The sequence below is a fragment of the Priestia sp. P5 genome (genome assembly GCF_029522155.1).
GTDB lineage: Bacteria > Bacillota > Bacilli > Bacillales > Bacillaceae_H > Priestia > Priestia megaterium_E.
Map to the genome: position 1 here is coordinate 631,619 of NZ_JAKWFJ010000002.1, position 13,159 is coordinate 644,777.

The 13,159-nt window shown below is 37.7% G+C and carries 14 protein-coding genes and 1 riboswitch; of the genes, 11 read left to right on the forward strand and 3 right to left on the reverse strand.

Annotation, left to right across the window (positions count from 1 at the left end; all coding sequences use genetic code 11):
- Window positions 1-92: 92 nt before the first annotated feature.
- The 4 genes from MMB69_RS19970 to sigI all read left to right on the forward strand — a co-directional run bounded on the left by MMB69_RS19970 (window position 93) and on the right by sigI (window position 6,168).
- Window positions 93-836, forward strand: coding sequence for a LytR/AlgR family response regulator transcription factor (locus MMB69_RS19970; RefSeq protein ID WP_221782328.1), 744 nt, complete (start codon window positions 93-95; stop codon window positions 834-836).
- Window positions 837-995: 159 nt separating this feature from the next.
- Window positions 996-4,019: a PAS domain S-box protein gene (locus MMB69_RS19975; RefSeq protein WP_260506581.1), complete on the forward strand. Its 3,024-nt coding sequence runs from the start codon at window positions 996-998 to the stop codon at window positions 4,017-4,019.
- Between the two features lie 76 nt (window positions 4,020-4,095).
- A riboswitch (yybP-ykoY riboswitch) is annotated at window positions 4,096-4,191 on the forward strand.
- 95 nt (window positions 4,192-4,286) lie between these two features.
- Entirely contained in the window at window positions 4,287-5,102 is an 816-nt protein-coding gene (locus tag MMB69_RS19980) for a TerC family protein (RefSeq protein WP_221782331.1), read from the forward strand.
- A gap of 355 nt (window positions 5,103-5,457) precedes the next feature.
- Window positions 5,458-6,168: an RNA polymerase sigma factor SigI gene (sigI, locus tag MMB69_RS19985; RefSeq protein WP_221782333.1), complete on the forward strand. Its 711-nt coding sequence runs from the start codon at window positions 5,458-5,460 to the stop codon at window positions 6,166-6,168.
- 52 nt (window positions 6,169-6,220) lie between these two features.
- On the opposite strand, the gene MMB69_RS19990 is transcribed toward sigI, so the two are convergent.
- The 3 genes from MMB69_RS19990 to phaQ all read right to left on the reverse strand — a co-directional run bounded on the left by MMB69_RS19990 (window position 6,221) and on the right by phaQ (window position 7,683).
- Window positions 6,221-6,418: an alpha/beta-type small acid-soluble spore protein gene (locus MMB69_RS19990; RefSeq protein ID WP_013055933.1), complete on the reverse strand. Its 198-nt coding sequence runs from the start codon at window positions 6,416-6,418 to the stop codon at window positions 6,221-6,223.
- A 143-nt stretch (window positions 6,419-6,561) separates the two neighbouring features.
- Window positions 6,562-7,074 (reverse strand): polyhydroxyalkanoic acid inclusion protein PhaP, encoded by a 513-nt coding sequence (gene phaP, locus MMB69_RS19995; protein WP_014461097.1) that lies wholly within the window; start codon window positions 7,072-7,074, stop codon window positions 6,562-6,564.
- A 168-nt stretch (window positions 7,075-7,242) separates the two neighbouring features.
- The gene (gene phaQ / locus MMB69_RS20000; protein WP_013055935.1) at window positions 7,243-7,683 is read right to left on the reverse strand and encodes a poly-beta-hydroxybutyrate-responsive repressor; all 441 of its coding nucleotides are present in this window, start codon (window positions 7,681-7,683) and stop codon (window positions 7,243-7,245) included.
- Window positions 7,684-8,075: 392 nt separating this feature from the next.
- Here phaQ and phaR point away from each other — a divergent pair, with 392 nt between their 5' ends.
- From phaR to MMB69_RS20035, 7 genes are all read left to right on the forward strand, one after another.
- The gene (phaR, locus tag MMB69_RS20005) at window positions 8,076-8,675 is read left to right on the forward strand and encodes a polyhydroxyalkanoic acid synthase subunit PhaR (RefSeq protein ID WP_057238759.1); all 600 of its coding nucleotides are present in this window, start codon (window positions 8,076-8,078) and stop codon (window positions 8,673-8,675) included.
- An 81-nt stretch (window positions 8,676-8,756) separates the two neighbouring features.
- Entirely contained in the window at window positions 8,757-9,500 is a 744-nt protein-coding gene (gene phbB, locus MMB69_RS20010) for an acetoacetyl-CoA reductase (protein WP_216142587.1), read from the forward strand.
- 76 nt (window positions 9,501-9,576) lie between these two features.
- Window positions 9,577-10,665, forward strand: a complete 1,089-nt coding sequence (locus MMB69_RS20015; RefSeq protein WP_013055939.1) for a class III poly(R)-hydroxyalkanoic acid synthase subunit PhaC — start codon at window positions 9,577-9,579, stop codon at window positions 10,663-10,665.
- Window positions 10,666-10,786: 121 nt separating this feature from the next.
- Complete coding sequence (locus MMB69_RS20020) at window positions 10,787-11,071, forward strand: hypothetical protein (RefSeq protein ID WP_221782392.1); 285 nt, start codon at window positions 10,787-10,789, stop codon at window positions 11,069-11,071.
- Window positions 11,072-11,189: 118 nt separating this feature from the next.
- Window positions 11,190-12,569 carry a TrkH family potassium uptake protein gene (locus MMB69_RS20025; protein ID WP_264409228.1) on the forward strand — a complete coding sequence of 460 codons (1,380 nt, stop codon included), beginning with the start codon at window positions 11,190-11,192 and terminating at the stop codon, window positions 12,567-12,569.
- A 126-nt stretch (window positions 12,570-12,695) separates the two neighbouring features.
- The gene (locus MMB69_RS20030) at window positions 12,696-12,875 is read left to right on the forward strand and encodes a hypothetical protein (RefSeq protein ID WP_221782335.1); all 180 of its coding nucleotides are present in this window, start codon (window positions 12,696-12,698) and stop codon (window positions 12,873-12,875) included.
- A 124-nt stretch (window positions 12,876-12,999) separates the two neighbouring features.
- The gene (locus MMB69_RS20035; RefSeq protein ID WP_025749458.1) at window positions 13,000-13,158 is read left to right on the forward strand and encodes a hypothetical protein; all 159 of its coding nucleotides are present in this window, start codon (window positions 13,000-13,002) and stop codon (window positions 13,156-13,158) included.
- The last annotated feature ends 1 nt before the right edge of the window (window position 13,159 follow it).

Below are 13,159 nucleotides of genomic sequence, written 5' to 3' on the forward strand. Positions count from 1 at the left end.
TAAAAACACTATAACGATGTGTAGACATGCATAAAACAGAATGGGCAATAGTTCGTACTATACTTTAACATTGTATCCTAGGGGGAGTCAGGATGAACAAAATTAACTTAATTATTGCCGATGATAACGAAGATTCGGTTGAAATTTTAGATTATTTTATAGAACAGCTTCCGGAATTTGAAGTGATTAGCATCTGCAAAGACGGAGAGCAGCTTGTACAGGAAGTGATGGCTAAGAGTCCAGACCTTGTGCTCGTAGACATTAATATGCCTACGATTAACGGTGTAGATGCCATAAAAAAGTGCCTGCGCATTAAGCCGAATTTAAACTTCATTTTTATCACCGGTTATGATGAATTTGCGGTGAAGGCATTTGAGTTGTCAGCACTGGATTACATTGTAAAACCGATTGAAAAAACCAGGCTTTATATGGCGTTAGAGCGGGCAAAAAACTCCATTGGAGTTGATAAAAATCAGTCAAAAAAGCCAGGTGAGCAATTAAAAAGACTGCCTGTAAAATTTAATGGTTCTACTTATTACATTCCAATTGATCAAATTATTTTTATCGAGAAATCCGGAAAAAAATGCTTAATTTATACTCAATCACGTGTCTATGAGACATATGAAAATATTAGTGATATCTATATGTATTTGAACCCTTCTGTATTTAGTCAAACACACCGGTCTTATATCGTGAATTTACAGAAAGTTTCGCACATCACACCAAAAAACGAAACATATCTTGTTTATTTCTTAGAAATTGATGAATATGCTCATATCTCAAAATTAAAAATCCAAGACGTTCAAAAACAGCTGCATCAGTTAATGACGAATTAAGAGATGCTGCTGCTTCTAAAATAGTTATGTTGATGAAAGGACGAAGCTTATGTAAGTTTCGTCTATTTCATGTGTCTGCTTTCGGAACAAACAATAGTAATATAGTTCTTATGAGAAGAGTTAGATAGAAGAAGTAACGTTGAATTGAAAGGAAAGAAAATGATTTCAATTACTGGTCACTATAATGAATTTACCGTATTTCTTGCTGTCATTGTAGGGATTCTTGCCTCTTATACAGCACTTGATATTATGAGCAAAATGATGAAAAAACAGCGGAACAATTATTTGTGGCTTACACTGTCAGCGGCTTCAATGGGGCTTGGAGTGGGGGCGATGCATTATATTGCTATGCTTGCTTATTATGTTCCTGTTAGCTTTCATTTTGATGCTGTACTTTCTATCCTTGCTTTAATGATAGCAATTAGCGGGTCACTAGTTGCGTTTTGGACATTCTGGAAATGGCGCACGTCGGTATGGTCAGGGCTTATTTTAGGAAGCAGTATTCTGGGTACACATTATATTGCAATGGCAGCAATCGAAACAGAAGCACGCATTCATTATGCAGTGCTATCTGTTTTGCTTTCCGTCATCATCGCCCTGGTCGTTGCATTTTATGCGATGCACTTGTTTTTTCGTTCGAAAAGCGTGAAAGCTAATCCGTTTCTTAAACTTGTTAGCTCTATTTTGCTAGGTATTGGAATTTCAGTTATGCATTTCATCAGTATGTATGGAATGAAGCTGCATATTACACATTCAGTTGCTAGAAGGTGGGGCCAGTGGCTGCCGTATCAAGCGCCATTTTCCAACATTATTGCAAGCATCACGATTACGCTACTCATTGTCTTCCTGCTCGTTGCTGCTTTTAAGCGTCAGGAAGAAGTGAGGGAAAGTCAATTAAAAGAAGAGTATTATCAATCTCTTTTTAACTACAATCCCAATATTGTGTGTGCGGTTGATTTGTACGGTAATATTCAAACGATTAATCCAAAAGGAATAGAACTAACAGGATACACGTTGCATCAAATGGAGAAAATTCCGTTTCCTTATATGTTCAGAGAAGCCGGAAAAGCTGAAGAATATATGTGGAAATCCCTGAGCGGAGACTCTGTTTATTATGAGGCAACGCTCATTCGCAAAGATAATCAGCCTGTATACGTTGAAGTAACGCAAATGCCTATTATTGTTCATGGTCAACTTAAAGGCAGTTACGTCATCGCCAAAGATGTTACAGACCGAAAAAAGGCGCAACAGCAGCTTATGGATTTACAAGAAGATTTAAAACGCACGCTTTCACAGCAAGATGGCGCTATTTTTAAATTTGTGAAAAACGATAAAGGGTATATTCATACCATGTGCGAAGGCAAAATGATTCGTGAAATGGGATATGAGGAAATAGATGTTGTCGGTAAAACACTTGAAGAATTTTTACCTGAATCCTACGCAAAAGAAAATAAGAGATACTATGAGAAAGCATGGGCGGGAGAGAAAGTGTCGTATGAAGTACTTTTGAACGACTTTGCTTATTATACGAAGTTAATACCTCATATTTCCAAAGGAGAAGTAAAAGAAGTCATTGGTTCTATAGTAGATATTACAGATCTTCACGAAGCAAGAGAAAAGCTGGCTAAAAGTGAAAGCATGTATCGATCCGTTCTTTCTACAATGTCAGAAGGGGTGGTGTTTCATGACCTTGAAGGTAACTTAATTGCTGCCAATGCATACGCTGCTAAGATTCTAAACGTACCTTATGACCAAATGTTATCGGTTAACCCGTTTGGTTTAGACTGGGAAATTATTCATCCTGATGGCACAGCTTTTGCACTCGAAGATATTCCATCTGTCCGCTGTCTTCATACAAAAGAGCCTGTGCGAAATACAGTGATGGGCATTTATTTAAATGAGAAAAAGTTGACTTGGCTTTCGGTGAATGCTGAACCTCTTCAAGAAAGCAAATATTATAAAGGCGTAGTTGTCACATTTTATGATATTACAAAGCAGCAGGAACAAGAACAAGACCTGCTTCATTCCAATCAACAAATGATTATAGCAAAAGAAGAAGCCGAAAAGGCAAATCAAGCCAAGTCTGAATTTTTATCAAAAGTAAGTCATGAGCTTCGTACGCCTTTAAACAGTATTTTAGGTTATGCACAGATATTGGAAGAACAAGGGGAAAAAGATTTAACAGAAAAACAATTGAATCGTATACGAAAAATTTTAAAAGCAGGTAATCATCTTCTTTATTTAATAAATGAAACGCTTGATTTATCGAAAATTGAATCAGGTCACTTAGCGATTAATCTTGAACCGGTGTCGGTAAAAGAGGCGATTGAAGACGCGCTTAAAATTATGAAACCATTAGCAAAAGATAAGCATAGTATCCTTTATACTCGCTTTCACGCATACCAAGAAGTCTTTGTTGAAGTAGATGAACTTCGGTTTCAGCAGATCTTATTAAATCTGCTTACAAACGCCATTAAATATTCGCCCGCTTATCGCGATATCACTATCTATACCGACATCACTCAGCATCACGTAACTATATCGATTGAAGATAAGGGCTTTGGAATTCCAGCTTCAGAATTAAATCGGATTTTTGAACCTTTCTACCGTGTAAATAGACTAGAAAAAGACGGAACAGGAATTGGATTGGCGCTGGTAAAGCAGCTTGTTGTATTAATGAATGGTACGTGCGGAGTGCGAAGTGAAGAAGGAAAAGGCAGTACATTTTGGGTTCGTTTTCCCTTAGTACATCCACCTGTTCCTAAAAGATTATCCGATGAAGGAGAAGCCGAGCCGTTTTTAGGTTTTTCCATGCCGACATCAATTGTATATATTGAGGATAACGATACAAATATTGAGCTTATGCAATCGATTCTTTCTCCATATAGAAACGTTAAGCTCTTAGTTGCCAAAACAGGAGAAAACGGCATCGGGCTAATCAGGTCCATTTCACCGGATATAATCTTAATTGATATTGATCTGCCTGATATGAATGGTTTTGAGGTATGCACACAGCTGCAGCTGGAAAAAGAATTGAAGCATATTCCGCGAGTCGCCCTGAGTGCAAGCGCAATGCAAAGCGATATCGATCAAGCTTTTTTAGTCGGTTTTAGTGAATACGTAACAAAGCCTATTCATATTGCAACGTTTTTGAATGTATTAAAACGCTTAACAAAAGCTTAACAAAAGTTTAGAGGGCTTTTAATTGACTTATTAGTGGACTCTTTGTAAAATAAAAACAACTTAATACATTTACTTCTTAAGGAGTAAAGGGGAGTAGCGTCAGGGAAACCTGAAACAAAGTCGTCATTACATGGAGTATTCCATCGGCTTTGTTGGCATAATGATTATGCTTAGCAAGACCTTTGCCATATTTGGCAAAGGTCTTTTTGTGTTTTATTCCTGTAATGAGGATAAATAAACTTATACAAGAAACGAGAGGGGATTTTTATGGATGCATCGCTTTTGTTAGAGTATGGATGGGTATTGCTAGTGCTGGTTGCATTAGAAGGAATTTTGGCGGCGGATAATGCTCTTGTGATGGCTATTATGGTCAAACATTTACCGGAAGAAAAACGCAAGAAGGCATTATTTTACGGACTAGCCGGTGCCTTTATTTTTAGATTTGGTTCGTTGTTCTTGATTTCATTTTTAGTCGACGTATGGCAGCTTCAAGCTATAGGAGCCATTTACTTATTGTTCATTTCCATTAATCATATTGTGAAGCGATATGTGAAAAAAGACAATCATGAAAAAGTGAAAGAAGCAGACGAGAAAAAGGGCTCAAGTTTCTGGATAACGGTTTTAAAAGTAGAAATAGCAGACATTGCTTTTGCCGTTGATTCAATTTTGGCCGCTGTGGCTCTCGCCGTTACATTGCCAACAACAAATCTTCCTCAAATTGGCGGACTCGATGGGGGACAATTCTTGGTGATCTTCGCCGGAGGAATTATGGGATTAATTATTATGCGTTTTGCTGCAACTTGGTTCGTGAAGCTATTAAATACGCGCCCAGGTCTAGAAACGGCGGCTTTTGCTATTGTAGGCTGGGTAGGAGTTAAGTTAGCGGTGTATACCCTTGCTCATCCGGAATTAGGTATTATTAATGAACATTTCCCTGAATCAAAAGTGTGGAAAATTACGTTTTGGATTGTGTTACTTGCCATAGCAGCTTCAGGGTGGTTTCTATCTAAAAATAAAGAACAAACTGATCTTGAAGGCTCAGAGAAAGAAAAAGAATCGTTAAAAAAAATTGAAAATCAATAACAAAAAAACGCGCCTTCAATGCTAATTGAAGGCGCATTTTCTATATTGAGACAAAATACCTAGTTTAGATTGTTTAGATAAAGGGTAAAAGAACTAACTGCTGTTTAATTACTGTATATCCGAATGTTTTGCTTTTTCGTTCATATTCTGTAGAGAACAGAAGCAGCCGTGAGTAATTCAGTTCAATGAAGTTTATTTCAGTTTATAAACATATATTTCAAATGTATGTTAATTGGTAAAATTGAGCTATTATGGGTTATAATAAAGGGAAATTAAAAGGAGCAGAGCGCTTCTCAACCCTGTTCGATATTAACATGGTATAAAGCAACTGAGTATAGTAAAAGAGGTGAAGCCAATGCTCACAAAAGTTCACACGCCTCCATCGCTTGAAACGCTTGTACTGACGATTCAGCAAGGGGATAAACAATTACATAATGAAATGATTCAACAATATAAACCGTTTATTGCTAAAGTTGTTTCAGCTGTATGTAAACGTTATATAAGTGAAGCTGACGATGAATTTAGCATTGGTCTGATTGCATTTAATGAAGCCATTGAAAATTACACAATCCAAAAAGGGCGATCTCTTCTTGCATTTGCGGAACTTATTATTAAAAGAAGAGTAATCGACTATATTCGAAAAGAAAAGAGAAATCAAACGCTGCTCTATAGCCGAATTGAAAATGAAGGTTTTATTCAAGGTAAGGTAGAAAGGGATATATCGCTTTCTAACTATAAAAGGCAAAGTGAAACTTCATATATTCAAGAGGAAATGACTTATTTTTGTCAGACGCTAAAATTGTTTAAATTAACTCTTGAAGACATTATCAACACGTCTCCTAAACATAAGGATGCAAGGGGAAATGCTGTGGAAGTTGCATCATTTATCGTCAATGAAAAAGAATTAAAAGATAAGCTGTTTTTAAAGCGGCAGCTTCCTATTCGCTTGATTGAAAAACATGTTAAAGTGAGCCGGAAAACAATTGAAAGAAACCGTAAATATATTATCGCGATGGTTATTATATTAGCGGGGGACTACGTGTATTTAAAAGACTATATTATGTAAGAAAAAGGCACACGCAGGTGCCTTTTTTTTAGCCATGTTATGAAGTTATGTTTTATTTTTGTGTGCTGCCGCTTAAGTGAGCTTGAGCTTGTTGCACCAAGCGTTTTGTGATTTCTCCGCCTACTGAACCGTTGCTGCGTGCAGCAGTGTCAGAACCTAGAGTTACCCCAAATTCTTGAGCGATTTCATATTTATATTGATCTAAAAATTGTTCTACGCCTGGTGTTAATAGTTTATTTGTTCTAGCCATGATTAGTCATCTCCTTTTTTAGTGGTACAGCAGTTCACTGCTGTACCTGTATTATTTGCTGTTTACTATTTTGCATACTGGTAATGGTTTGCAAGAAAGTATAAAAAAGCCCAGCTTTCAAAGAAGCTGGGCTTTTTTATATATTATTTTACAACTGCATATTGCTCAAGAGACTGAGCAAATGACTTTTGAAGAGATTTTACTTGTTCTACGTATGCATCAGATACGTGTTGGAATTCTTGGCGTGTTTTCTTTTGCTCTTCTACTAATTGTGTTACTACTTGATGATATTGTTCTTGAGCTTGTTTTACTAAAGAATAGCTTGATTTGCTTTGGTTAAGAGAAAGCTCTTGTAATTTATTTAATGCTTCATGCGTGCGGTTTGTCCATTCTTCATAAGAATCGGCAACAGCGTTTCCAGCTGTTTTACGTAAATTTTCAACTGTTTTTTGTTGAAGGTCTTCTAATTCAGCTTTCCATTGTTTGTCTGTTGCTTGAAGCTGTTCAACTGCTTTTGTTACAAATTCTTGCTGTTGCTCAAGTGCTTTTAACGTCCATTGCTCAATTTGTTTGTTTCCGTCTGCAATGTTTTGTAACCCCTTTGTCCATTGTTCCCACATTGCATCAATTACTGTATCATACTTTACTGTTGACATAATCAAATTCCTCCTTGAATAATTTGGTCTGGCGAACAGTTATCGTAATGAACAAAACGTTAAAGAAGAAATTCGTAGTTGTGTGATAAACCTAACATTCCGCGCTCGCTGGTTGACCGTGAAATTTAACATTATATTAGGAAACGCAGATGTACTGCGTGAATCCCTTTAATCGTTTTCTTCCTCTTTTGATTCTTTTGACTTTTTAGAAGAAGAAGAGCTAAAAGGGAACAACATGTCGGTATACATGTGAAAAAATGAATCTAACATGTTTTGATACTGTTCAAGTGAATTAGCCCACATGCTTAAATATTGTTCACCGGCATCTGTTAATGAATAAATCCGGCGTGCAGGTCCTTCAGCTGACGTATCCCATTGCGATGTAATCAAGTTGTCCTTTTCAAGCTGTCTCAGCGTGCGGTAGACATTTCCTTGATCAACTGATGTGAATCCAAAGCTCATTAGTTGCTGAATGAGCTTGTAACCATGTAGATTCCACCCTCTTAAACTTAAAAGAAGAAAAGGAACCATCAAGTTTTTTGGTGCACCGCTAATCGATTTTTCTAAGTTGTTTGAATTAGAGGTGTTATCTTTTTCACTTGATCCCAAGGTAATCACCCCTTCGAAAAAAGAGAATTTGTTTTCTATATGTGTAATTTACACCTAGATGAAAAAATTGTCAACACTTTAAAACAGGTCTTTCAAATACAGGAAAAAAGAACGATTTTTTGGATTTCGACAAAAAGCGTCAAAAAAATTCAAAAATAAACAAAGATTTAGAATTGTTTATTTTGGAAAACGAATTTATAATAGTACATGTAGGTAATTTTTATAACATTTATAATTTGTTGGTAAGTGAATTGTGAAAAGATTTACATTATCCAATAAATAAACGCAGAATTGGTTGCGTTTACTTAGAGCTTCTAATATGTCGCTTGTCACATTAAGTGTCCATATTGAAAGCCATCACTTTTAACGTACACAAGAAAGGAGATGGAGTTTTGGAACAGCAAAAAGTATTTGATCCGTTTCAAGCATGGAAAGACGTATATGACAAAACCGAATCTTACTGGGGTAAAGTTATTGGGGACAATATGAATCGTGAAGAATTTTCCCAGCTCATGGGAAATGTGCTAAATATGAACCTTCAATATCAACAAGCAGTAAATGAAGTAACGGGGCGCTATCTGCACCAAGTAAATGTACCCACAAAAGAAGATGTAGCAAACGTTGCGTCATTAGTCATCAATGTGGAAGAAAAAGTAGAATTATTAGAAGAGCAATTTGACGATCGTTTTGATGAATTAGAAGCACAGCAAGAAAGTGCATCTGCTTTGAAAAAAGATGTCACTAAGCTGAAATCTGATGTCAAATCGTTAGACAAAAAACTCGACAAAGTTTTGTCTCTTCTTGAAGGGCAGCAAAAAAACCAAGACGAGTTAAAAGAAACTATTCAAAAACAAATTAAAACTCAAGGTGAGCAGCTTCAGGCTCAGCTGTTAGAAAAACAAGAAAAATTAGCTGAAAAGCCAAAGGCAGAAGCTAAATCTGAAGCAAAACCGTCAAACGCTCAAAAAACTGAGCAGCCGGCTCGCAAGTAAGGTGTAGGGGATTTTATAACAACATTAACTGCTGTATTTACAGTAAAAATCATCGCTGAAGAAGCAAGGGGGAAATTTTTCATGACAACATTACAAGGTAAAGTAGCAATCGTAACAGGCGGATCTAAAGGTATCGGGGCAGCAATTACACGTGAGCTTGCTTCTAATGGAGTAAAAGTAGCAGTAAACTATAACAGCAGTAAAGAATCTGCAGAAGCTATCGTAAAAGAAATTAAAGACAACGGCGGAGAAGCTATTGCGGTTCAAGCCGACGTGTCTTATGTAGATCAAGCAAAACACCTAATCGAAGAAACAAAAGCTGCGTTTGGTCAATTAGACATTCTAGTAAACAATGCTGGAATTACGCGCGACCGTTCATTCAAGAAGTTAGGTGAAGAAGATTGGAAAAAAGTAATTGATGTAAACTTACATAGCGTATACAACACAACATCAGCTGCGCTAACGCACCTTTTAGAATCTGAAGGCGGTCGTGTTATCAATATTTCATCAATTATTGGTCAAGCGGGCGGATTTGGTCAAACAAACTACTCAGCTGCTAAAGCAGGTATGCTAGGATTCACTAAATCATTAGCTCTTGAGCTAGCTAAAACTGGCGTAACGGTTAATGCAATTTGCCCAGGATTTATTGAAACGGAAATGGTAATGGCAATGCCGGAAGAAGTTCTTGCAAAAGTTGTAGCAAAAATCCCAACTCGTCGCTTAGGCCATGCTGAAGAAATTGCACGCGGAGTTGTTTACTTAGCAAAAGACGGCGCGTACATTACAGGACAACAGTTAAACATTAACGGCGGCTTATACATGTAATAGATGCTGGCCCTGACTTTTGTCGGGGCTGTGCTTGTTAACTAACTACTAATGAAATGAAAGGGTGTGTATATTCGTGGCAATTCCTTACGTGCAAGAGTGGGAAAAATTAATCAAATCAATGCCAAGTGAATATAAAAGTTCTGCAAGACGTTTTAAGCGTGCATATGAAATTATGACAACAGAAGCGGAACCGGAAGTTGGATTAACACCAAAAGAGGTTATTTGGAAAAAGAACAAAGCGAAATTATATCGCTATACGCCAGTAAAAGATAACCTGCACAAAACACCAATCTTACTCGTATATGCACTGATCAATAAACCGTATATTTTGGATTTAACACCTGGAAACAGCCTTGTTGAATACTTATTAAACCGCGGTTTTGACGTGTATTTGCTTGACTGGGGAACTCCTGGGCTTGAAGACAGCAATATGAAGCTAGATGATTATATCGTGGACTATATTCCAAAAGCGGCGAAAAAGGTGCTGCGCACTTCTAAATCTCCTGATTTGTCTGTTCTTGGTTACTGCATGGGCGGAACTATGACATCTATTTTTGCTGCATTAAATGAAGACTTGCCGATTAAAAACTTAATTTTTATGACAAGTCCATTTGATTTTTCGGATACAGGTTTATACGGAGCATTCCTAGACGATCGCTACTTTAATTTAGATAAAGCAGTAGATACATTCGGAAACATCCCTCCAGAGATGATTGACTTTGGAAACAAGATGTTAAAGCCAATCACGAATTTCTACGGCCCATATGTAACGCTAGTGGACCGTTCGGAAAATCAGCGTTTTGTTGAAAGCTGGAAGCTTATGCAAAAGTGGGTTGCCGATGGAATCCCATTTGCTGGTGAAGCTTATCGTCAGTGGATTCGTGACTTCTATCAACAAAACAAATTAATCAATGGTGAACTTGAAGTTCGCGGACGCAAAGTAGATTTGAAAAATATTAAAGCTAATATTTTAAACATTGCTGCTAGCCGTGATCATATTGCGATGCCGCATCAAGTGGCAGCTTTAATGGACGCTGTTTCAAGTGAAGATAAAGAGTACAAATTGCTGCAAACAGGTCACGTATCTGTTGTATTTGGCCCAAAAGCAGTGAAGGAAACATATCCTTCAATCGGCGATTGGCTAGAAAAACGTTCTAAATAAAATAAAGACGCGGCTGGGACAAAAGTGTTTTAGCCGACGTGAAAAACGAACCACTGATATCAGTGGTTCGTTTTTTTGTTATGGTAAACGTAGGTTTCAAATATATAGTTGCTTTTAGCTGTTGATTGGAGGGCAAGGCGAAGACTCCTGCGGGAAAAGCGGAACAGGTGAGACCCCGCAGGAGTGTCAGCGGCGAGGAGGCTCACGGGCCGCCCGCGGAAAGCGAAGTCTTGCACGGAAATCAACAGCGGTGTCACAAGCGGTTCAGCTCATGTATCCCATTTGTTCGTCTTTAGATTGGATTCATTTAATTATGTCTCAACCTCGTTTTTTTTGTAAACAGACAATATTGATTGACGGTTCTTTATGCGGGCTGCTGGAATATATGATATCTAATGACAAGTGAGGTGACTTCTTTTATACTAATGTAGTCACCTTCTTGAACATGGGATTTTTTACATGGATATTGCGATCCGTGTAACAATGAGTATGCTTTGGGAAGAAAGAAGAAAACTATTAGTATTATAACAAAAAAGGAATGTCAGATTATGCCGCAACCATGGAAACGACGAGTAAGGCAGATGTCTTCAGCTCAAATTATTGTTACATTTTACATAGTGGCTGTTACGCTTGGATTTCTATTACTTAGTATCCCAGAAGCTTTAAAGCCGGGAGTGAAGTTAGCATTTATTGATCGCTTATTTATTGCCGTCAGTGCGGTAAGTGTAACAGGGCTGACACCTGTCTCTACTCCGGATACATTTAGTACGACGGGCTATTTTTTGCTCGCTTTTATTTTTCAAATCGGTGGTATTGGTGTAATGACACTCAGTACATTTATTTGGATGATTTTGGGTAAAAAAATCGGTTTAAAGGAACGTCAGCTCATTATGACAGACCATAACCAATCCCGTTTATCAGGATTAGTTGACTTGATGAGAAATATTTTATTTATTATTTTTGCCATTGAACTAGCTGGGGCCATTATTTTAGGATTACATTTTCTCCGTTATTATTCGAGCTGGACAGATGCGTTTCTGCATGGTTTCTTTGCTTCTGTCAGCGCTACAACAAATGCTGGCTTCGATATTACAGGATCTTCATTTATTCCGTATGCCCACGATTATTTTGTGCAGGTGGTAACCGTTATTTTAATTACGCTTGGAGCGATTGGATTCCCTGTATTAATTGAAATTAAGCATTATTTTTTAACATTTAAAGATAAGCGTAAATTTCAATTTTCGCTATTTACGAAGCTAACGACCATTATGTTTTTTCTGCTGTTAGCAGGGGGAACAATCTTGATTCTTGTGCTAGAGCATTCAGGGTTTTTAGCAGATAAGTCTTGGGATGAATCGTTTTTTTATGCGTTTTTTCAATCCGCTGCCACAAGGAGCGGAGGAGTGGCGACCATGAATATTAATGAGTTCTCACTTCCTACGTTAATTATGATGAGCGCGATGATGTTTATCGGGGCTTCACCAAGCTCAGTAGGGGGAGGAATTCGTACGACGACGTTTGCATTAAATATTCTTTTCCTGTTTTATTACGTAAGAGGAAATAAGACGATTAAAATCTTTCGCCGCGAAATTCATGAAGATGACATTATTAAATCGGTAGCTGTATCGATGTTAGCGGTAATCATTTGCTCGATTTCTCTTCTTATTTTAAGTATTACAGAACATTTTTCTCTCATTGAGCTTATTTTTGAAGTGTGTTCAGCTTTTGGGACAACAGGTTTATCAATGGGAATTACTGGAGGGCTTTCTGATATCGGTAAATGCGTTATTATGATTTTAATGTTCATTGGCCGAATCGGCATGTTTTCATTTATTTTAATGCTTCGCCGTCCAACGTCTGGACCGGATTATCACTATCCGAAAGAACGTATTATTATTGGATAAAAGAGGCTGAGGTAAAAATATGTTAGTTGAAGAAGGATCCGAACGAGCTTAATTCTTAATCAAGCTCGTTCGGATTTTTTTATGATGGTAAAACATAGGTCTCATATGTTTAGCTGCTTCCAGCTGTTGATTGGAGGGCAAGGCGAAGACTCCTGCGGGAAAAGCGGAACAGGTGAGACCCCGCAGGAGCATAGGCGACGAGGAGGCTCAACGACCGCCCGCGGAAAGCGAAGCCTTGCACGGAAATCAACAGCGGTGTCACAAGCGGTTCAGATGAACTCATTTATCCCATTTGTTTGTCTTTAGATTAAAGTGATTTCGTTATGTTTCAACCGCTTTTTTACAGCTTTTTCTGCTTATATTGCGCATCAGAAAGTGCATTCTAAGAAAAGGAAGTTCAGTGAGCTTCCAAGCATAGGAGGGATAGATGATGGCAAAGCGTAAAGTAGGGTACAAATCAGCACTAACTAACAACAATACACCAAAAGAGAGCCTTTCAGATGCAGAATTTGCTGCTGAATATGCTGGCGGCGAGGAGCCGGCTAAAGGCGCGAATCGTAATTCAAAAAAAGGAAAGCAAGGTAAGTAAC